This window comes from Paenibacillus antibioticophila (genome assembly GCF_000455265.1).
GTDB classification, from domain to species: domain Bacteria; phylum Bacillota; class Bacilli; order Paenibacillales; family Paenibacillaceae; genus Fontibacillus; species Fontibacillus antibioticophila.
Map to the genome: position 1 here is coordinate 2,491,908 of NZ_HG005139.1, position 19,220 is coordinate 2,511,127.

The window sequence follows — 19,220 nt, forward strand, 5'->3', positions numbered from 1 at the left end:
ATCGAATACCCTTTCTAGATGAATTAATGGTGAAATATAGACTTTATGTCCCGATGCAGCACTTTGGATGTCGCATTGATTAACAGCTCTTCTAATGCCGATATACTTGCGACACTGCAAAGCAGTAGAATCGTTATGCTCAGCGGAAACATCGAATAAAGAAACGGAAAGAGGAATAAAGCGAACCCGGTCGCCTTGTTACTATAAGTATGTAAAAATGTTAGTTTACCGTATTTTCTGAACCCCACGATGATAGATAAAAATCGGGCAGCAGCAATCAGAATAATCCATGGGATGGACCACCCTGGAAGTGCTATATATGTAATATAGATGAAGAGCAAAATTCCAATAAATAGAAAATCAGAAACACTGTCAAGCGCCTGACCAAAATTGCTGGTCGCACCCAGCCTTCTCGCCAAATAGCCGTCCAGCACATCACTTAGACCACAGACTATATAAAGTGTATAGAAAAGAGGAGAGAAAGGCTCCGCAAATAACAAGCTCACAGCGCCGAATAATCTTATCAGCGTTATAAAATTGGGTATGAAAGAGATGCTGCTCACCCCGCTTGAGGTTTCATGCTTGCTATTATACCATAGAGTCCCCCCCTTGGCTCACACGGGGAGGACTCTTTATCATATCCCTATCCTTATCAGGCTCTATGATGCAGTCAGCCCTGGTCTCAGCTGCAAAGCTGAAACTGGGGATACTGGAGCCCCTGGCTGGATATTTCCAGAGCCTGAATAAGTCCACGTTCCAGTATTAAAGAAATAATTTCTGCCGTTATTGCTATCCCATTGTCCATTTCCGTTGTTGAAGCATGCCTCCAAGCGAGTTGCTTCTCCAATATTGACTGTAAGCTTGCTGTAGCCCATCACTTCCGAGAATTCCATCGCTACTCCCGGCACGGCTGTCCATATCCCGCCTTCCGGGCGGTAATGCAAGTAAGGTGTGCTGAAGCCATGCTTATAATATACCGTCACTGTATTGGCAGTTGTCGGATCGGGTGCTCCTTCTACGATCTGACCATTACCATTGTATGTCCATGTACCCGTGCCGAAAAAATAGTTTCTCTGATTATTGCTGTCCCATTGCCCGGCCCCGTTATTAAAGCAAGCCTCCAGGCGCGCTGCTGTTCCAATATCAACCGTAAGCTTGCTGTAGCCGGGAACTTCAGAAGCTTCCATGGCAACTCCCGGTACGGATGTCCAGATTCCTCCTTCGGAACGATAGTGCATGTAAGGCGTGCTGAAGCCGTGCTTATAGTATACTGTCACTTTGTTGCCCGTTCCGCTAGGTTCCGTAGCGGCTTCTAAAGCTTCACTCGGGTCCGACTCATTGTTGGCGGCATCACGAGCTTTAACGATATATGAATACGACGTTTCCGGAGAAAGTCCTGAATCCGTAAAGGTAGTAGCAGTAGAACTCCCGACCTTAGCTCCATTCCGGTAAATATCATACCTTGTTACTGCAATATTGTCGGTGGAAGCATCCCAGACTAATGTAATAGTCTTATCCGTTGCCTTAGTGGAGCGCAAATTTCCAGGTGCACTTGGAGCAACCGTATCTCCTTCTCCATCCGGGTTAGCATCATGCCAAGCGCCATCATACCAGCCTTCGGCACTCCTTATGAATCCGGCTTGATTTTGCCCAGGGTTTTGCTTGCCGGTTCCGTCCCTGAAAATCACCGAGGCAGTGTCGACACCGTCGATCTTATAAGAATACCAATCTCCGGCTTCGTGGACCATGGCCGGGGCAGTAGCCCAGGTTGGCTCAACAATCTTGGGTGAGGTGCCATAGTAATACAAATACGGATTTCCCCAGTCTGCCGGCTTCTTGAAGTGGATTGTCAGTCCGGCATTAGGATCCTTCTTGGTATATTGATACTGCTGGGTCGATACTCCTTCCTCATTCTCCGCATACAATCTCAGCGTGGTCACTTCATCAAAACTCATATCTTCGCCGATCGATAATAATGTTCCATCTGTAAATTCGATACCCTGACGCGGATCCGTGCCATCCAGGGTATACTTCCCGCTTGCTGCCTTATCCAAGAGCAGCTTAATCGTCAATGTTTCGGTCTTGAAGGTTCCTCCGGCAGGCGATGCCGATAGAATCGGAAGCTTGGTTTCCGCTCCCTGCTCAATTAATATCAGCCCGTTCTCCCCCGGCGTAAAAGCAGCCATGCCGCCGCTTACAATAGTCTCGTTTCCAGTATAAAAATCCCGAACCATGGTCCCGTCAGGGAATGCCGCAGCTACATTCACACTCGTAGATCCCGATGCCCCCACAACAACGACTACCTTGTCCTCAATTCCGTCCTTGCTATACGCCCGTTTAAACGTATAGGGGGTGTCACTGATTTTTTCATGACTGCCTGCCCCCACAGAAATATGATTATTGCGGAACTGCCCTACTTTCTGCCAATGCGACAAAACATTCTGATTCAAGTTGTTCCAATCCATCGATGAACGCGTTCCTTGCTGCGGATCGGATCCGGTCTCGCCAAAAGCCCGAGCCGATTCATCGCCGTAGAAGGTTTGAATCCCGCCAGGCAGAAGAAGCAAAGCGGTCCCGGCCTGGATTAATCGGCTTCGATCGTAGAGTCGCGTATCATGTGAGGAAATGTAGCTAAGTACATTGAAGTTAGGATCGCTGTTGATTTTTGAGGCATAATCCGCATAGATTCCTTCCAGCGAATTGATGTTGGCATCCTGGAACGAGAAGTTGATGATCGAATCAAAGCCGTTGTTGAAATATTCGCTTTTGCCTACGCCATGGCCCCATACCTCCCCGGTCATCCAGAAGTTGTCCGTCCAGTCTGCTCCAGGCTTACCCGGATTGTTTTGTCTCCACCGTTCGAGCGCAGCGCTGCTATCGTTCTTAAGCTGCTTCCAGCGGTTTAATTCTACATGCTTTGCCGTATCTGCACGGAACCCGTCAATCCCGAATTCTTCGACCCATGCTGCCAGCCACTTGCTCAAGTAGTCTGCCGGCGCGATGCCCAAGTCTTTACGCAAATTTTTGGCTGCAGGAACAATCCACGGCTCATAACCGCTGGTCTCCTTTCCCCATTTCGTTACAAGAAGCGGCGGCAGTCCGATGCTACTCGCCACATTCGTGCGAAAATCCGGCAAATCGCCTACACACAGCGTCAAATCACTTCCGCCGCAATTTTCATAACCGGCAATTCCTGCACGTACCCAACCGCCCCACCAGGAGGACCAAGCGGAAGAATCATTATAATTAATATGGTCATGATAGCTGTGCCATGTCTGACCGCTGACCGGCGTCCAGTCGGCACCGATCCCGTTCCTTGCGCCGAAGCTATATTCCTCCATATCCTTCAAGGTCCCATATCCCGCGTGATTCATAACCACGTCGAGCACAACTCGAATTCCCTTGGCATGAGCCGTATCGACAAACTCGCGCATCTCTTCCACAGTGCCCATATTTTTGTCCATCATCGTGAAATCAAGCGCATAATATCCATGATAGCCATAATGAGCGAAGTCACCGCCAGTTCCTCCGCCCACCCAGCCATGCATCTGTTCATAAGGGGCCGTAATCCAGATTGCATTCGTTCCTAGCTCGGTAAAATACCCTTCATTCAGTTTTTGTGTAAGCCCTTTTAAATCACCGCCGTGGAAAGTCCCAATACTTTTCCCGGTTACGTCGACGCTTGGTCGGCCGTAAGAATTGTTGTTGTTCGGGTTTCCATCTTTAAATCGATCCGTCAGTACAAAATATATGTTAGCGTTATCCCAACTGAAAGGTTTATTTGCAAGCTCAGTTGCTTGCCTTGTTGCAGCAGCAGCTTTTTGAGGCTCAAATCCTTGTAGGACATAGATGGAGGTGACTAGAAAAACAATGCTAAGAAATAAAGAACTTATCTTCTTGAATTCTCTCATCACAAAATTGTCTCCTCTCATTTTTTGTGCAAACGTTTGAATTTTAGCTTATACTCGCTTCGATTCCGTTTAATAGAAAAATAATTATGCCAGGAATCCTTGTGTGCTCTTGTTTTAACTTCCCTCCTCCTTTCTATAAAGTGTGTAATTACAACCCAATGGAAGCACTTACAATAATCAATATGCTATTAGTGTTTAATATTGTAAAATGCTTAAGGGGATTGTACCAGATATTGTCTCTTCCTGTATACTCTTTCTTGTCCAAAATTCCATTTCAGCAAAATCAATGATCCCCTTTCCAGGCAAAATAAAAAAGCACCCAAAGGTGCTTCTACTCAAAATATGCTGATTTGCTGCCATCAACCTCAAAGATTAAGATCGCAGTATGTACTATACGAGCATAAGCTTCTTCATAGACTGCCGTGTACTTAAGATCCTTATATTTAATTTTGTCGCAGTTATCACTGAGAAATTGGTTGATTTCAGCATCCATCTTTTCAAGAGACGTATAGCTGAATGATTTTACTTTCACCTCGTCACCTCCCTTAACAATCTCTTTTCCTCTTCCAGTATCAGACAATAAATGATCTTGGTCAAGGTTTTGGTTGTGTTAATGTGCTTCTGCTTAATGGCGCCCTTCACTTCCTTCTTTGACCAGTAGGCGCAGGCGCTTTATCGCTATGTCCGTAAGCTTTACACAAGATGCTTGTCGTCATCCAACTTCCTCCTTCGCTTTATTTGTTTGCATTAAAATTCGATTTCATTTTTTTGATCTATGGGCATTTGCCGTGAGCGGAATGGGTTGAAGTCCATAGACTGTACTCGAGTTATAATTTTGAGGAGGTTATCCATGGATACCAATTATCAACAAGTCGCATGGCACTGTATGAATAAATATGTTGGTATTACTACTTCTGACGGACAGTCTCATGACGGGTTTATAGCACATGTTGATCAAGACTATATTACGCTTGCTATTCCCACAAACGAGATGTATGGGCAGATGAACGGAATGCCCGCAAGAGAAGCTACGTATAGACAATTTGGATTCTTTCCAGGCTTTTTTCCACGCCGCCGCTTCTTTCCGAGACGCATACCATTTGGTGCAGTTACCGGGTTATTTTTGCTTCCGTTTTTCATTTAAAAAAATGTATGATGGACTATCCCCACTCAAAAGCGTTTGTTCATCCTTTTAGGTGGGATAGTCCGCCTATTTTATTAATTTCTAAAGTACCAAAACTTTTCATTTGACATAGATTTTACTTTTGAAACGCCCGCCGGCGTTCTTGCTCGGAAGCATTAAATCGGAAAGATTCGCTGACGCTATTACTTGGTTGTCTGAAGCTTTGTTTTATCTTCCAAGACTCATCATCAAGCTTTTCACCTAAAAATAAGACCATACGTTTGGCAAATGGGCCGGAAATGGCCCTCCCGAGTTCGTTCATCCGGTTATAAACGCTACTCCGTTACCTTTCATCAACTTCTCGACTTCTCATTTATACTTCTTGAATTACGTTTGGTCAGAACTATCAAGAATTATATACAAAACAATTCCTCTATTCCACTCCATCCAATAACAATATTGAAGCACGTATCAACACGTGTTATAATGAATGTGAAGGTGAAAAGGATGCGAAGTTATTCTTCAAGAGAAATTATAAAAATTCTTAAGAATAACGAATGGTTTTGGGTGAAGACAGTTGGGGACCATTGGCAGTTCAAACATCCAACTATAAGAGCTAAAGTCACCATAGTTCATCCAGAAAAGGACGTAGCTATACATATCCTAAAGGATATCGAGAAGAAATCGGGGCTCAAATTCTAGCCCCTCTTCTCTTAAACATAAGAATAAAAAATGCAAAAATGCAAGTTGGTATATTAATTTTCGATGAAAGGAATGAGTTCCTTGAAGAATGAGTTTCAATATGTGGCTGTGCTGGATTTTACAGGAAAGCATATTGCCATTACTTTCCCTGATCTCGACGAAGCATTATCACAAGCAAACGATATCGAGACAGCCATACGAAGAGCAGATGAAGTGCTGAAGCTGACAATCGAGAGTCGCATTGAGGATGAGGAAGAAATTCCTGAGCCGACTCCGTTAGACAAAATTGCCTTACATGATGGTCAGCGCACGATTGTTGCAAAGTGTGTAATAAAAGAAAAAATCAAATACGACAAGAAAACATTAACCTTACCGCATGACCTTAATCTTGCTGCCGAAGCAGCTGGACTAAATTTCTCACAAGTCTTGCAAAAAGCTTTGCGTGAGGAATTAGCTGAAAGATAAAAAAGCACTTCCCTGATCGACAATCGGTCAGGGAAGCGCTTTTTAGATTGGATTAAAACCTGGGATAATGGTGTGGGCAATTCTGTGTGAGATGTTACTGTTTAGCTCTTTCATTACCTGTGTTTCCACCATAACGGTGATTATGTGGGATCCTGCCATCTATTGTGGTATACCCCTCAAAATAATGATAGTGCCCACCACCTGCCAAGGGTATGGCAGGGCCAGTTGTTCCTCTAATCATGTGTTTGTGTTGGTCATTAAATGATGTTTGGGCATGATAATTATGGACGTGTGGAACACCACTTGGAGCCGGTTCAGTTACACCCACGTAATGATGGAAATGTCCAACATCAAAGGATGTATCTCCTTCAAAGGGATGAACATGAACGTTAACGGGCCTTCCATCCCAAGATGTAAGAAAAAGTTGATGTGAATGTCTCGAATCGGAGTCATTGGAATGAACAACAAATCCCGTTACTTTTATTTCCATCACATAATACCTCCCCTACATTAAAACAAGATTTCTTTCTTGTTTACCTTCATGCCACACAATGACCGATCGAACATGTCAAGAATAAACAAGAATCGTTCGGCTTCACGAAAAACATGATCTGCTAATAAAGGGTGAATGATACTTTTGACTCGACACTCCTCAATTAAGTCGCGCGCAGTCTTCTTAAAATCTCGCAATGATTTGACTGAAATGCGGTTTTCATCAACAAATTGACTTAGTAATGGATGGGTTTGCGATTGTGGACGCATGGAACTTAAGTCAATGGCTTGAAACATCAACGTATCAAAATCTTGGCTAAACTCCCTTGCTTGCTCCACTAATTTTCGCTCGGATGGATCAAGCAGATGACCTATAAATTTTGCATGGTCAGCCATGATTTTTAGGAAAAAGACATTTTCATCGATAATCGCATCAGGTAATGGTTCAAGTCTCCCGCTATTGAGTTCCTCTAACCGATTTCTAAAGTAATTTGCTTCTCGGCTAACATGATCTACAAGTAAAGGAAAATTTGTTCCCCCAGGAAGTTGGCACCTTAGTATAAGCCCAAGTACCTTTCTCTTAAATGCCCAAATGTGTGAAGCAGCACTGTGAACTTCTGAATTAAACTGTCTAATTGTTTGGGGATCAGTATCTGCTTGATAAGAATGTGATCTTCTTTCAATATCCTCAAAGATTGCATAAAATTGATTAGCCTCATTAATTAACTGCGTGTCTTCACATCTAAATCCAAGTCGAAGAAATAAGGAATGTTCTTTCATAATGCGTGACCAAAAACGTATTTCGTCTAATGATCTGACTACAAAAGGATCCGACAAACCATATCCCACTCCTTTCGGTAAACTTAAAGACAACCATTATATTTACTTGATAGCAGAGTATATGGGCATGACATGTTTAAATATGCTATTGGAAAATCAATTAGGGTTAAAAAAAGCCTCTCCTGCTCTTTTGCAATCTGTGGCAGGAGAATTATCAGGCGTAATCATTGTTGTCCTATAATTATACGTTCCCTGTCCAGACCCGCCGATTCAAATTGCAGAACGATGGCCATAGCTTCCTCGTAGTGCTGCGCTGCCTTGGCGTAGGTTCGGGAGTGTATGAAATTCATCCAGTCCCAAAACTTTTCATTTGACATAGATTCTACTTTTTGAAACGCCCGCAGGCGTTCTTGCTCAGTCATGTGGTTTAACCTTCTTAAATCTGATATGATATAGTAAAATACTTCCATATGTGAGGTGGCTTTATGAAATTTGGAAGAATTAAATCGGAAAGATTCGCTGACGCTATCACTTGGTTGTCTGAAGCTTTATTTTATCTTCCAAGACTCATCATCAAGCTTTTCACCTAAAAATAAGACCATACGTTTGGCAAGAGCGCCGGAAATGGCCCTCCTGAGTTCGTTCATCCGGCACAAAGCAAAAACCCCTTGCATGGCAAGGGGTTTTTGCACTTATGGGCCCTACAGGACTCGAACCTGTGACCGATCGGTTATGAGCCGAGTGCTCTAACCAACTGAGCTAAGGGCCCCCGATTCCGGGTAAAGAATTGCGGGGGCAGGATTTGAACCTGCGGCCTTCGGGTTATGAGCCCGACGAGCTACCGAGCTGCTCCACCCCGCGTCGTAAATAGCGACATTTATTAATATACACGACCTTGACGCTCGGCGTCAAGGCCCTTAAGGAATAAATCTGACTCCGTACTTTCCTCTTCTGGAACGAAAAATTTCAATGACCCGCATTTCGTCAAAGCCGTAAGTCCAGCCGTCATGCTCAAGCCGCTTGGCAAGACAGCCAGCCTGAAACTTCGTTCTGTATAACTTATTGAAATATACCCACCGCAAGTTTGAGTCACCTCCCGTGCAAGAATCAGAATAGGCTTTGGAACTTACCTATAGATTACCCAAATAAACAAAAAAAAGCCGCCGAATTTCATTCGGCGACTTCGTTCATATTAGTTAAATTCCCGTATTCCCGGTATCCTCCGGAATAAACGGCGTTCCATCTTCCTGGAACAATGTTTTTGGATTAAGCTTGATCTCCTGAAGCATGGAATTGCCTTTCTCGGACCAGGCCTTCAGAGCTTCAGCCGGCGTCTTCTTGTTCTCAAGCACTTCCTGGAAGTAATTACGGCCCATACTGGTTATACTATACAAACCTTGCTTCTCCATCATCAGACTTTCCAGCTTCGAGTCGGTCGGCGGTACCGGCTTCAACAGGTAGAACGCCTGAACATTGTAATCGAGACCTTGTTTCGGCTGGATATAGGATTTGCGAGATACCATCTCATAGGTGTTGCTGCGGGATTTCAGCTTGGCGAATTCTTCGCCATTAATGAACTTGATGAATTCCCATGCGGAATCAGCATTTGGTGCGCTGCTGTTGATGGAAAAGGTGTTATTCAGCCAAATATTCCCGCCCATATCCGGCTTCTCCGGATGCACAGGCACGGTAACTACATCCCAATCGACCGCCGTGAAGTTTTTAATCTTCGAGGCATTGTTATTAGCATCTGCAACTTCATTGATGTAGTAGCTCTCTGCCACCGTCATAGCTACCTTACCGGACAGGAACAAATCACTGCTGATCGCTGTCCATGGCTCGGAGTAGTCGATATTGTTGTTGTTAGGGATAACTTCATCCTTCGCCAGCTTGCTGACCGTCTCCCAGACCTTTGTCCATTGCGGTGTATCCACGGTCATAGTCTCAGCTTTATCATCGAATGTTTTTAACTGCAGCGTATTTAAATAGTTATTTTGCATATCCCAGTAAGGGTCATTTCCTTTGTAACGGTTAAATGCAAATCCGTATACACGGTCATTCCCTTCGCCTTTTGCTACTAATCGCGCTTTATCAAAAATTTCGTCCCAGGTCATTTTATCTGTAGGAGGTGTGACTCCTGCATCCGTGAACAGCTTCTTATTATAGAAGAGCGCTGAAGAAGAGAAGGAAGGAGTGAGGGCATATAAATTCCCGTCTCCTAAATCCTTGATCCCTTCGATTACCGACGGAACATAATCCGTTGTATCAAATTTATCTTCCTGTATAAGCGGATCCAACTGCTTCAAAAGATTCTCGGCAATCAACTGCTTCAACGTAGATGTATCGGCAACGACCACATCAACCGGATTGCTGCCTGTCATAATTTTCTTCATGCTCTCCAGGTAATCAGGCTGCACATATGGCTCTGACCCGTCATTGTATCGGTATTGGTTCTGATCAATCGCAGGAACAATTTCAATCGTAATATTGGAGTTAGCATATTCAAAAATATCCGTGTACTGCTGGCGGAAATAGGAGTCATCCGTACTGCCGTAGAGGACCCCGATTCTCAGCACCTTCTCTTCTTGTTGTTGTGCGGATTTGCCGCCCGTACATCCAGCTAGCAAACCCATCACTACCATAGAGCTAAGCAATACAGAACCGATTTTTTTCAGCTTGCCGAATCCCTTATGACTCATTCGTATTCTCCCCCTCTAAAGTTTTTGGTGCTGTAATAATGATCTTATCCCCTTCAAATTCCATGCTTGCGCGTCCGTCAATCCCAACGGCTTCAAGATATTCCTTCGGAACCTGCAGACGGCCGACGCGATCGACCACGACAAAAGCCTCGTGCACCTCTTGCAGCGCACCTGCTCCCGAATCGATGGAGGCCAGATCCAGATTCGGATTCCGCTTGACGAACTCGGTGCTTGTAAGTCCGTCACGGATGGCTACCACACGGTCCACTTTGCCGGCCAGAGCCAGATCATGGGTAACAATGACGATAGTAATACCAATCTCGCGGTTAACCTGCCGGAAAATATTCATAATCTGGTCAGAGGTCGCTGTATCGACCGAGCCTGTCGGTTCATCCGCAAGCAGCATTTTCGGACGATTGGAGAGCGAGATCGCAATAGCTACCCGCTGCTGCTCCCCCCCGGACAGCTGATGCAGCTTATTGTGCATTCTGTCCTTCAGTCCGACCCATTCTAGCAGTTGCTTGGCATAGGCACGGTCCAGCTTCCCTGTCAGCAGCATCGGCATTTCCACATTCTCCAGGGCTGACAGATAAGGAAGCAGGTTGCGGGCATTATTCTGCCAGACAAATCCGACCGTATTGCGTTTATATTCCACCAACTGATCATCGCGGATCTTGAGCAGATCCCAGCCTCCGACATTAACCTGGCCGGCAGACGGGCGGTCAAGTCCGCCCAGAATGTTGAGCAGAGTTGACTTGCCACTGCCGCTGTTGCCGATAATCGCCATCATCTCACCCTGCTGGACATTCAGGTTCAACCCCTGCAAGGCCACTACCTCAAGATCTTCTGTTTTAAAAATTTTAACTAGTCCTTCACAATGGATCATACCTTACCGCTCCTCTCCCATCTTCACGGCCTGATGCACGCGCAGTCTGCGGATTTGCCAGAACAGGAGCCCCGCTCCCATCAGCAGCATCACGAACACGACGACATATAATTTCAACGTATCGGAAGAGTTGAAGATAATTCGGAACGGCGGCACCTGTGTAGTTACATTGTCCGCTGTCTGCAGGAACGGCAAGTATAGCTTGCCGGCAACCTTGCCGATGACAATCCCTAGTATAATCGATAGTCCTGCTGTGAGCAGTTGCTCTGTAAGCAGCATGAACGTCAACTGTCTGCGGGATAAGCCCATCGCCCGCAAAATACCGAATTGTACGACCCGGCCAGACAGATTGAAGAACCAATATAATACGTATCCGATCAGTGATACGATAACGGATACCATGAAGCCCAAACTTAGAATCCCGAATACTCCGCCCCTGGTCGGGTGCTTGCTCTGGGTCGCGAGCTCACTGCGAACATCCTTCACAGAATAGAGGTCTACGCCCTCCTCGGCCAGCTTCGTAACCAGCGGACCCACCTTGGCATCGGGCTCCATCTTCAGCCATACCTCATAAGGGGTGAGCGGGGACTGATCGTAAATATAGTCAAGATTGGCAATAACAAACGGCTGTTCATCCGGATATTGACTTGGCCAATAAGGCAGAATGCCGTAAACTGCGAATTCGAGCGTAGCCTCTCCCAGCGATACTGTAAACACATCGCCTGGCTTGAGCTGATATTTCTCAGCCAATCTGGAAGGCACCAGCGCTGCGCTCTCATTCATCCCTAGCAAGTTTAGATATTGATAAGGATGAGCCGGGAACAAATCATTGCGGAACCACCCTACCTTGGCAAAATCAACGTTATCGATCCCCATCAAATTCCCTTGCCCGGCAGATTTCCCGGATATAATGATGTTGGCCTTTGTCTGCAATACTCTTGCAGCATGCTCCACTCCTTCAAGCTTGCGGAACACTTCAAACGGAGGCTCCGAGTAGATCAGCTTCGCCGGCTGCTGTCCCTGTCCGCCGCCTTGACCTCCACCACCTTGGCCGCCACCGCCACCGCCGCCGCTTCCGCCTCCATTACCACCGTTACCGCCTCCATTACCTCCGCCGTTATTTCCACCCTTCGGAGGGTTCTTCGACAGCTCGGGAGTAGCCTCCCATACCGTCTGCATCACAACGTCGGCACCGTACTTGTACAGTGTCCGCTCGGTGGAGTTCAAGTCGATCGTTCTTGCAGCCGAGGCGTTATAAACACCTAGCCCTAGCGTCAGAACGAGCAAAATCATGAGCGGATAGTATGAAGATGAAGAACGTGATAATTGCGTCAAGCTTAAATAGTAAGGGACCGGAAGCCACTTCTTGCCGATCCAGCCGATCAGCTTCAAAATCCACGGGAACACCCGCAGGAAGAAGAGTCCGATAGAGAAAATTGCCAACGCGGGTACGAAGAATAGAAATGGCTGTACCTGCAGTTGATCTGTCGTCATACCCGTCTGGAAGGTCAGCATTTGCCGTTCATAGAACAAATAATAACCGTAACCCGCCAGGCCCATCAGCACAATATCGATGAACCAGCGCTGCCATCCCGGTCTGCGATCAGATCTCGCCTGCTTCTGCTTGGCATTCACGATCGAAGCTCTTGCATAGGATACCGCCGGAAGCACCGTCGCCAGAATCGCAATAATAACTGCGGCAGCCCCTAGCAAGAGTGCGTCGGCATTAAACCCGACCGGAATCGACTTGCGGTTGACAAAGGCCAGAAACCCGTCCGCCGAGCCGATGCTTTTGGACATAAACCATCCGAGAAGCGGTCCGGCAATTAAGGCAACGGCTCCGAGAAGCAGCCCCTCCAGCAAATATATGAATATAATCTGCTTTGTGGAAGCGCCCCGGCTGCGCAAAACGGCAATATCGCTTTGCTGTTTATCCAGGGACTGGCGGGCGTTCATCACGATAAAATAGAAGACCATGGCAATCATCGGCGCCGCCAGTGTGAACAGCATAGTTTGCATTTGCAGGCTTTGCCTGCGGAAATCATCCAACAAGCTGCCGAAGGAAAGATCGACCTTGGTGTCCTTCAGCTTCTGGTATAGCTCGACATTCAGTCTCTCCAATGTGCTGGACAGCGGAGAGAGCTGCCCCGTCTTGATCTCGCGAAGATCAAAGGCGTAATACCAGCTTGAATTATGAAGCGGAATGCCAAGCTCATTGAGCAGCTTCCCGTTAAAGGCCTGCTCGCTGACATAGAATGTATTCATCATGCCTTCGTAGCCCTGGTACCAATAAGGATCGCTCTCATTTTCCGGAACGAAGGTGCCTACGATTTTTACTTTCAAAGTAACATCGACACCGCTGTATACCGGGTATTCCATCACATCACCGACGTGAAGATCCTGACGGTACATCGCCTCTTCAAGCATCAACGCCTCAAGCACGTCTCCGCCTGCTGCTTCTGAGAACAACTGTCCTCCCGTTATCGAGATCCGGTCACCCAAGCCGCTCATCGAGACGATGCCCATCGTACGAGTACGGCTGGCATCCACCTTGGTCGGATCCTCCGGATATACCTCAGTACCACGGATTGACCGGGAGTTAACATATGCTTCATACGGGAACCCAACCTGCTCAGGCACCTCCGAAGCTATGTATTGACTGACGGCTTCCAGTCCGGACAGGTCCGTCTTGGTTCCGCCAGGAGCTTGATAGCTCATAATAAGCGATCCGGCAGGAAGCCCTTCGCTCTCTGCCTGAAGCGTGCTGGAGACCACTCTTTTCAGCGACCCGTCCGAATACATCGGTATACTCACCGTGAACGAAACAGCTACGATCAATCCCAATAGCGTACTGAGCGTCAGCCATTTCGTATTCCACATTTTTCGAAATAATAGCCGAAGCAAAGGAACTCCCATTATCGACCCACAACTTTCTGTCCCGGCTCAAGCCCTTTAATGATTTCGACATCCGTCGAGGTCTGCATGCCAACCTCCACATCCGCCTCCCGTTTCGAGCCGTCAGCCTCTGCCACCTGGACGTAGGTTCTTGATCCGATGGAGCGAAGCGCAGAGATCGGAATCAGCGTTGCATTCTCCTTCCGTTCGGTCACAATGGATACGCTGAGCTGCCGCCCGCGCTCCACATCAGCAGGCCACTTATCCAGCTCCACAATCAGATACTTATCTGCCGTATCCTTCTCGGGCCCCATTCCCCCCTGGTTTCCATTATTGTTCGAGTCGCTGGTCGTGACAGGCATTGCCTTGACCTTACCCTGGAACACCCCGGCAGCATTAATGTCCACCTGCGCATTCATCCCGACTGCCAGCTTGGTCAAATCCTCCTTGGCAAAAGAAGCCGCTACAACCAGTGAAGACGTATCGGAGATAATGCCCAGCGATTCATATGCCTTTATCGTTCCGCCCTTCTGAGCGGTCATGGAGACAATCGTGCCTGAAAATGGCGCACGCAGTGTACCGTCGGCAATTTTCTGCTCCAGATCGACCAGCGCCTGGCGCTGCTCTTCAAAGACGATGGATGCTTTCTCGAACTCAATTTCATCCATCTCATCCTTCGTCCGAAGCGTTTCCTTCATGGATAGCTCCTGCTGACGGAAATCAAGGCGTTTCTTGCGAAGATCCTTCTCCAGCTCCTTCACATCCAGCACGATCAGAACATCGCCCTCGCTGACTTTATCGCCGGCCTTCACCTTTACTTCCTGGATATGAAGCCCGTCCTCAGTAAAATACAGCGGCTCTTCGCGCTGGCTCATAATTTTACCGACAGCACTAACCTTCAGTTCGATCGTCTCGGATCGCACCTCGTACTCCGGCTTCTTAGAGATAGTAGGAGGCGTAATGACCGGAAGGACCTCCTCCTCATCCTCGTTCGGGAGCAGTGAACAGCCTGTAGCTGCCGTTGCAACGGCCAGACAGATTGACATCACTCCCAGCATTCTGCGGGCGCCTTTCCTACTTCCCGATAAATTTTCCATCCACCATTTCGTAAACATGGTCTGCAACCTCCAAAATTGTAGGATCATGAGTTGTCATGCAAATTGTCATATGCTCGGTATGAATGATATTTCTAAACACAGCCATGACCTGAGCGCCCATCTGGGAATCCAGATTCGCCGTCGGTTCGTCCGCCAGCAGCAGCTTCGGCTTATGGGCGATCGCCTTGGCAATCGCAACCCGCTGCTGCTCCCCGCCTGACAGCTCGAACGGCCGATGGAACATCCGCTTGCCCAGACCCACCAGTTCCAGACAGTGGGCTACCCTTTGCTTCCATTCACTCGAAGGAACGCCGGCCATCCGCAGCGAGAGTTCGACATTCTCCCAAGCCGAAAGTAAAGGAAGCAAGGCATACGCTTGAAAAATAAACCCGATATCATGTCTGCGCATGAGCGTGCGCCTGTCATCATTCAGCTCATGCATCGGCTGTCCCCGGAACAGAATCTCCCCCGAGGAAGGCTGATCAAGGCCGCCGAGCATATTCAATAGCGTCGTCTTGCCGGAGCCGGACCGTCCCTTTAGCATGACGAGCTGGCCAGGTAATACCTCCATGTTAATGCCTTTCAGGACATGGATTTCTCCACCGCCAACCGGAAAGGATCGATGAACCTCCCGAACAGACAGAATCGGCCCCGTCTCAAGAGGAACCGGTACTGCCTTGTCACCTGGTTCATGATCGACGGGTTCATCGGAATGCTCCTCCTCGAGCAAAACTTCCGCTTCCGTCACGTCTCCCTCCGAATGCTCGGACAGTGAAGCTTCATCTCCACGCCTTGTACTTTTGCGAAGCCACCCTATCATCTTTTATCGTTCTCCTTTATGTATCACTCATGTCATGCATTATAAACGAAAAAACATGCCAAAAAGTTACAATGTATTTTACGATATTGAGATTTAATTTCCATATTTTTATCACTGATAGAGTCTAGCATTTTTGGTAGAATTATGGAAGTTATTTATTTCCTAAATGTGAGGCGGACTTTATTCATGAAATTTCTTCGCGTTGTACTGCTGACTGTACTGCTCGGCATAGCATTCCTTCCAGCACAAGCCCCGGTGCTTGGCAGCGGCCTCTCTTTTCGGGATCTGGATGGCAGCTATGCCAAAGAAGCTATTATTTCATTAACTGAAAAGAACATTATGAAAGGAACCACGGCATCTACCTTTTCCCCTGCTCAATCTATTACTCGTGCGGAATTTCTAGTTACCCTCAACCGCCTGCTGGGACTTGAATCGGTCTCATCGGCCGTTGCAGCGTACAAGGATGTAAAACCAAGCGACTGGTACTACTCAGCCATTCAAGCCGCAACCGGGGCCGGGCTCACTGAAGGCCTGGGGGATGGAAGGTTTGCGCCCAAGAATGCGTTGACAAGACAGGAGGCGGCCATTTGGCTGCAGAAGATCACCGGCTCTTCTTCCGCCTCATCGGCGGATATCCAACGTCTGGAATTCCGGGATCATACGGCAATCTCTTCCTGGGCCAGCGGGGCTGTATATGCGATGGCCCAGCTTCAGCTCATGCAAGGAAACGAAGGAAAATTCGAGCCGCAGCGGGCGTTGTCCCGGCAGGAGACCGCTGTCATTTTGGACCGATTGCTTCAGAACACGATCTGGTCAAGCAAGCTTGCCGCCAAGGTGCCCGATAGGGTCCAGCTTGGCTGGCAATACCAGCAGAGCAATGCCGAATTCAAGCAATCCGTGCTGGCATCCAATGTGAATGTACTGTCGCCGAGATGGTTCTTTCTCGATGCGGACGGCGGAATCTCGGATAGCGGGAGCAGCGAGCTTGTCAGTTGGGCGCATCAGCATGGAAAGAAGGTATGGGCCATGTTCGGCAACCGGCTGAATCAGGAAAATACCAAAGCTTTACTAGCCTCCTCCGCCAAAACATCAGCTGCAATCACAAAAGTGGTTCAACTTGCCCAGAAATACGGCCTGGATGGAATTAACCTCGACTTTGAAAATGTAGCCCCAGCAAATCGCAAGGCCTTCACTTCCTTCGTGACCGAGCTTGCCAAGCAGCTTCACGATAAGGACATTACATTATCCGTCGATGTCTCACCAGATCTGGGTACGGATTGGACCGAAGCGTTCGATTATGCAGCAATTGGCAAGCAAGCCGATTATGTCGTTCTAATGGGGTATGACGAGCACTGGAGCGGAGGGGAAGCAGGCCCGGTCGCTTCGCTGCCTTGGGTGCGAAGCGGCTTGGATACACTGCTTGAGGAGGTTGAGGCTTCCAAGGTGATCCTCGGCATGCCGCTTTACACAAGAGATTGGACAGTTAACCCCTCGGGAGCTGCGCAGAGCTCCGAGGATCTGAGGCTCGGGGAGCAAACGCAGCGAGTTTCTACGTTTGGCCTACGTCCTAGCTGGAACAGCAAACTGGGCCAATATGTAGCAAGCTATGTCTCTGGCGGGAAGACCCATCGAATTTGGCTGGAGGACAGCCGCTCCTTATCTTCAAAATACAGCATGGCCCTGGAGCGAAACGTCGCCGGATTTGCCTACTGGCACATTGGGGGAGAGACGTCCGACATCTGGCCTGCTCTGCGGAATGCGGCCAAGTACCACGCATTAAAGCAGCCCTGATTAATAAGAACAAGCCCGCGCGTGACTGATGCGGGCTTGTTCTTGTATACCTGCTATTTCGGAATAACTGGATAACAGATCTCTGTCACCCAATTCTCCGGGTTGGGATCGATAGTCGGACTGACATGATAAATCGAAAACATTGACTCGGCCTATAAAATGCATGATTTACTGTCCGAACGAGCTTGGCTCCTCCCGCCAGGACTTCAGCAATGTCAAATCCTCCGGCTTGATCAACCCTTGCTCCACCGCTACCTCGATCAGTGCTGAATAGTTGGACAGCGTCTGCAGCACAATCCCTGACTCTTCAAAGGCTTGCGCAGCCTTATCCAACTGATAGCTGAAAATGGCCAAAACTGCCAACGGCTCGGCTCCTGCCTCGCGGATTGCCTGCGCTGCTTTAATAGAACTGCCTCCAGTGGAGATCAGATCTTCGATGACGATCACTTTCTGCCCCGGCTTAATCAACCCTTCGATTTGATTCTCCTTGCCATGGCCCTTGGCCTTGTCCCGGACATAAGCCATAGGCAGGCCCAGCTTCTGGGCGGTGAAGGCGGCATGCGGAATCCCTGCCGTTGCTGTTCCGGCTACAACCTCCGCTTCCGGATATCTCTCCGAGATCACCGCTGCAAAAGATGCTGCGATCAGATCCCGAATCTCAGGATAGGACATCGTTAGTCGGTTATCGCAATAGATCGGCGATTTAATGCCTGATGTCCAGGTAAAGGGCTGGTGCGGGCGCAGGGCTACAGCACCAATTGAGAGCAGCCCTTCTGCGATTTGCCTTGCAATATTTTCCGTGTTCATCATGCTTCCATCATCTCCCCGATAATCTGTTCCGCCGCTTCGCGCGGTACGGCTGCTCCGGTAATCGGACGCCCGATTACCATATAATCTGTGCCTGAGCGTACGGCTTCCGCCGGCGTCAGGGTGCGGGATTGATCTCCCCGGCTGCTGCCCGCAGGACGGATACCCGGCGTCACCGTAATAAAGTCTTTGCCGCAATGAGCCTTAATCGCAGGCACTTCAAGCGGCGATGCCACCACGCCATCAAGCCCGGCCTCCTTTGTCAATGAGGCATAAGACAATACGGCTGACTCCACGCTTCCCGGAATACCGATCTCCCGGTTCATCGTCTCTTGATCTGTACTTGTAAGCTGGGTAACACCAATCAGTAAAGGTCTTGCTGCTGAGTGATTATCAAGCGCTTCAAGCACGCCTTCCATCGCGAAAGCCATCATGCTCTTCCCTCCGGCGGCATGAACATTGAACATATCTACCCCAAGTCGGGTGATGCTGTTTGCGCCTCCTTTCACCGTGTTCGGGATATCATGGAGCTTTAGATCCAGAAATACCTTGTAGCCGCTTGCTTTCAGCTCCTTGACAAAATCCGCTCCGGCCGCATAGAAGAGCTGCATTCCCACCTTCATATAGCAAGGGATCCCCTCTAATTCACGGATCAAGGTCTTTGCTTGCTCAGCCGAAGAATAATCCAGTGCCACCATCAGCTTGCCCGCGGCCTCGCTGTACGATAACGACATTCTTTCTCCTCCCGTCAC

The 19,220-nt window shown here is 48.2% G+C and carries 20 protein-coding genes and 2 tRNA genes; 5 read left to right on the forward strand and 17 right to left on the reverse strand.

Going from position 1 to position 19,220, the window contains the following annotated elements; genetic code table 11:
* Positions 1-23 precede the first annotated feature (23 nt).
* The 3 genes from TX85_RS11505 to TX85_RS11515 form a co-directional block, all read right to left on the reverse strand.
* Positions 24-563 carry a CDP-alcohol phosphatidyltransferase family protein gene (locus tag TX85_RS11505; RefSeq protein ID WP_049894909.1) on the reverse strand — a complete coding sequence of 180 codons (540 nt, stop codon included), beginning with the start codon at positions 561-563 and terminating at the stop codon, positions 24-26.
* Positions 564-659: 96 nt separating this feature from the next.
* Positions 660-3,911 carry a carbohydrate binding domain-containing protein gene (locus TX85_RS25875; protein WP_071784187.1) on the reverse strand — a complete coding sequence of 1,084 codons (3,252 nt, stop codon included), beginning with the start codon at positions 3,909-3,911 and terminating at the stop codon, positions 660-662.
* A gap of 331 nt (positions 3,912-4,242) precedes the next feature.
* Positions 4,243-4,443, reverse strand: coding sequence for a hypothetical protein (locus TX85_RS11515; RefSeq protein WP_044479241.1), 201 nt, complete (start codon positions 4,441-4,443; stop codon positions 4,243-4,245).
* 318 nt (positions 4,444-4,761) lie between these two features.
* Here TX85_RS11515 and TX85_RS11520 point away from each other — a divergent pair, with 318 nt between their 5' ends.
* The gene (locus TX85_RS11520) at positions 4,762-5,055 is read left to right on the forward strand and encodes a hypothetical protein (RefSeq protein WP_044479242.1); all 294 of its coding nucleotides are present in this window, start codon (positions 4,762-4,764) and stop codon (positions 5,053-5,055) included.
* 115 nt (positions 5,056-5,170) lie between these two features.
* On the opposite strand, the gene TX85_RS26785 is transcribed toward TX85_RS11520, so the two are convergent.
* Complete coding sequence (locus TX85_RS26785) at positions 5,171-5,356, reverse strand: hypothetical protein (RefSeq protein WP_148444359.1); 186 nt, start codon at positions 5,354-5,356, stop codon at positions 5,171-5,173.
* A 185-nt stretch (positions 5,357-5,541) separates the two neighbouring features.
* Here TX85_RS26785 and TX85_RS11525 point away from each other — a divergent pair, with 185 nt between their 5' ends.
* Complete coding sequence (locus tag TX85_RS11525; RefSeq protein WP_044479243.1) at positions 5,542-5,736, forward strand: type II toxin-antitoxin system HicA family toxin; 195 nt, start codon at positions 5,542-5,544, stop codon at positions 5,734-5,736.
* Positions 5,737-5,838: 102 nt separating this feature from the next.
* A complete protein-coding gene (locus TX85_RS11530; RefSeq protein ID WP_158297323.1) occupies positions 5,839-6,201 on the forward strand; it encodes a type II toxin-antitoxin system HicB family antitoxin in 363 nt (120 codons plus the stop codon).
* 94 nt (positions 6,202-6,295) lie between these two features.
* Here TX85_RS11530 and TX85_RS11535 read toward each other — a convergent pair whose 3' ends face one another.
* Both TX85_RS11535 and TX85_RS11540 read right to left on the reverse strand, forming a co-directional pair.
* Complete coding sequence (locus TX85_RS11535; RefSeq protein ID WP_044479245.1) at positions 6,296-6,691, reverse strand: YmaF family protein; 396 nt, start codon at positions 6,689-6,691, stop codon at positions 6,296-6,298.
* Positions 6,692-6,711: 20 nt separating this feature from the next.
* Positions 6,712-7,473: a DUF2935 domain-containing protein gene (locus TX85_RS11540; protein ID WP_044480016.1), complete on the reverse strand. Its 762-nt coding sequence runs from the start codon at positions 7,471-7,473 to the stop codon at positions 6,712-6,714.
* Position 7,474: 1 nt separating this feature from the next.
* Here TX85_RS11540 and TX85_RS27030 point away from each other — a divergent pair, with 1 nt between their 5' ends.
* The gene (locus tag TX85_RS27030; RefSeq protein ID WP_187375161.1) at positions 7,475-7,714 is read left to right on the forward strand and encodes a hypothetical protein; all 240 of its coding nucleotides are present in this window, start codon (positions 7,475-7,477) and stop codon (positions 7,712-7,714) included.
* On the opposite strand, the gene TX85_RS11545 is transcribed toward TX85_RS27030, so the two are convergent.
* The 9 genes from TX85_RS11545 to TX85_RS11580 form a co-directional block, all read right to left on the reverse strand.
* Positions 7,698-7,895, reverse strand: coding sequence for a hypothetical protein (locus TX85_RS11545; RefSeq protein ID WP_044479246.1), 198 nt, complete (start codon positions 7,893-7,895; stop codon positions 7,698-7,700). The genes TX85_RS27030 and TX85_RS11545 overlap by 17 nt on opposite strands.
* A gap of 273 nt (positions 7,896-8,168) precedes the next feature.
* Positions 8,169-8,242: transfer RNA gene (locus TX85_RS11550), tRNA-Ile, on the reverse strand.
* An 18-nt stretch (positions 8,243-8,260) separates the two neighbouring features.
* Positions 8,261-8,334: transfer RNA gene (locus tag TX85_RS11555), tRNA-Met, on the reverse strand.
* A gap of 56 nt (positions 8,335-8,390) precedes the next feature.
* Positions 8,391-8,555, reverse strand: a complete 165-nt coding sequence (locus TX85_RS27035) for a hypothetical protein (protein ID WP_187375141.1) — start codon at positions 8,553-8,555, stop codon at positions 8,391-8,393.
* A 114-nt stretch (positions 8,556-8,669) separates the two neighbouring features.
* Positions 8,670-10,172 (reverse strand): ABC transporter substrate-binding protein, encoded by a 1,503-nt coding sequence (locus TX85_RS11560; protein ID WP_044479247.1) that lies wholly within the window; start codon positions 10,170-10,172, stop codon positions 8,670-8,672.
* The gene (locus tag TX85_RS11565; RefSeq protein WP_044479248.1) at positions 10,162-11,058 is read right to left on the reverse strand and encodes an ABC transporter ATP-binding protein; all 897 of its coding nucleotides are present in this window, start codon (positions 11,056-11,058) and stop codon (positions 10,162-10,164) included. Before TX85_RS11565 ends, TX85_RS11560 begins: the two co-directional genes overlap by 11 nt.
* Before the next feature lie 3 nt (positions 11,059-11,061).
* Positions 11,062-13,974, reverse strand: coding sequence for an ABC transporter permease (locus tag TX85_RS11570; RefSeq protein ID WP_044479249.1), 2,913 nt, complete (start codon positions 13,972-13,974; stop codon positions 11,062-11,064).
* Positions 13,974-15,068, reverse strand: coding sequence for an efflux RND transporter periplasmic adaptor subunit (locus TX85_RS11575; protein WP_044479250.1), 1,095 nt, complete (start codon positions 15,066-15,068; stop codon positions 13,974-13,976). The genes TX85_RS11570 and TX85_RS11575 overlap by 1 nt, the downstream gene beginning before the upstream one ends.
* Positions 15,028-15,867 (reverse strand): ABC transporter ATP-binding protein, encoded by an 840-nt coding sequence (locus tag TX85_RS11580; RefSeq protein ID WP_392391839.1) that lies wholly within the window; start codon positions 15,865-15,867, stop codon positions 15,028-15,030. The genes TX85_RS11575 and TX85_RS11580 overlap by 41 nt, the downstream gene beginning before the upstream one ends.
* Before the next feature lie 189 nt (positions 15,868-16,056).
* Here TX85_RS11580 and TX85_RS11585 point away from each other — a divergent pair, with 189 nt between their 5' ends.
* Positions 16,057-17,661 (forward strand): S-layer homology domain-containing protein, encoded by a 1,605-nt coding sequence (locus TX85_RS11585; protein ID WP_049894910.1) that lies wholly within the window; start codon positions 16,057-16,059, stop codon positions 17,659-17,661.
* A 168-nt stretch (positions 17,662-17,829) separates the two neighbouring features.
* Here the strand turns inward: TX85_RS11585 and pyrE are convergent, their stop codons facing one another.
* On the reverse strand, positions 17,830-18,471 hold the full coding sequence (gene pyrE / locus TX85_RS11590) for an orotate phosphoribosyltransferase (RefSeq protein WP_044479251.1): 642 nt from the start codon (positions 18,469-18,471) through the stop codon (positions 17,830-17,832).
* Positions 18,468-19,202, reverse strand: coding sequence for an orotidine-5'-phosphate decarboxylase (pyrF, locus tag TX85_RS11595; protein ID WP_044479252.1), 735 nt, complete (start codon positions 19,200-19,202; stop codon positions 18,468-18,470). Before pyrF ends, pyrE begins: the two co-directional genes overlap by 4 nt.
* Positions 19,203-19,220: the final 18 nt, after the last annotated feature.

Bases quoted from the DNA above. Each gene is read 5' to 3' on its own strand.
- TX85_RS11585 (WP_049894910.1), top strand. From the start codon at position 16,057: ATGAAATTTCTTCGCGTTGTACTGCTGACTGTACTGCTCGGCATAGCA.
- TX85_RS11520 (WP_044479242.1), top strand. From the start codon at position 4,762: ATGGATACCAATTATCAACAAGTCGCATGGCACTGTATGAATAAATAT.
- TX85_RS26785 (WP_148444359.1), bottom strand. From the start codon at position 5,356: ATGAACGAACTCGGGAGGGCCATTTCCGGCCCATTTGCCAAACGTATG.
- TX85_RS25875 (WP_071784187.1), bottom strand. From the start codon at position 3,911: ATGAGAGAATTCAAGAAGATAAGTTCTTTATTTCTTAGCATTGTTTTT.
- pyrF (WP_044479252.1), bottom strand. From the start codon at position 19,202: ATGTCGTTATCGTACAGCGAGGCCGCGGGCAAGCTGATGGTGGCACTG.
- TX85_RS11525 (WP_044479243.1), top strand. From the start codon at position 5,542: ATGCGAAGTTATTCTTCAAGAGAAATTATAAAAATTCTTAAGAATAAC.
- TX85_RS27030 (WP_187375161.1), top strand. From the start codon at position 7,475: ATGCGTGACCAAAAACGTATTTCGTCTAATGATCTGACTACAAAAGGA.
- TX85_RS11560 (WP_044479247.1), bottom strand. From the start codon at position 10,172: ATGAGTCATAAGGGATTCGGCAAGCTGAAAAAAATCGGTTCTGTATTG.
- TX85_RS11545 (WP_044479246.1), bottom strand. From the start codon at position 7,895: ATGACTGAGCAAGAACGCCTGCGGGCGTTTCAAAAAGTAGAATCTATG.
- TX85_RS11540 (WP_044480016.1), bottom strand. From the start codon at position 7,473: ATGAAAGAACATTCCTTATTTCTTCGACTTGGATTTAGATGTGAAGAC.
- pyrE (WP_044479251.1), bottom strand. From the start codon at position 18,471: ATGATGAACACGGAAAATATTGCAAGGCAAATCGCAGAAGGGCTGCTC.
- TX85_RS11565 (WP_044479248.1), bottom strand. From the start codon at position 11,058: ATGATCCATTGTGAAGGACTAGTTAAAATTTTTAAAACAGAAGATCTT.
- TX85_RS11535 (WP_044479245.1), bottom strand. From the start codon at position 6,691: ATGGAAATAAAAGTAACGGGATTTGTTGTTCATTCCAATGACTCCGAT.
- TX85_RS11570 (WP_044479249.1), bottom strand. From the start codon at position 13,974: ATGGGAGTTCCTTTGCTTCGGCTATTATTTCGAAAAATGTGGAATACG.
- TX85_RS11575 (WP_044479250.1), bottom strand. From the start codon at position 15,068: ATGTTTACGAAATGGTGGATGGAAAATTTATCGGGAAGTAGGAAAGGC.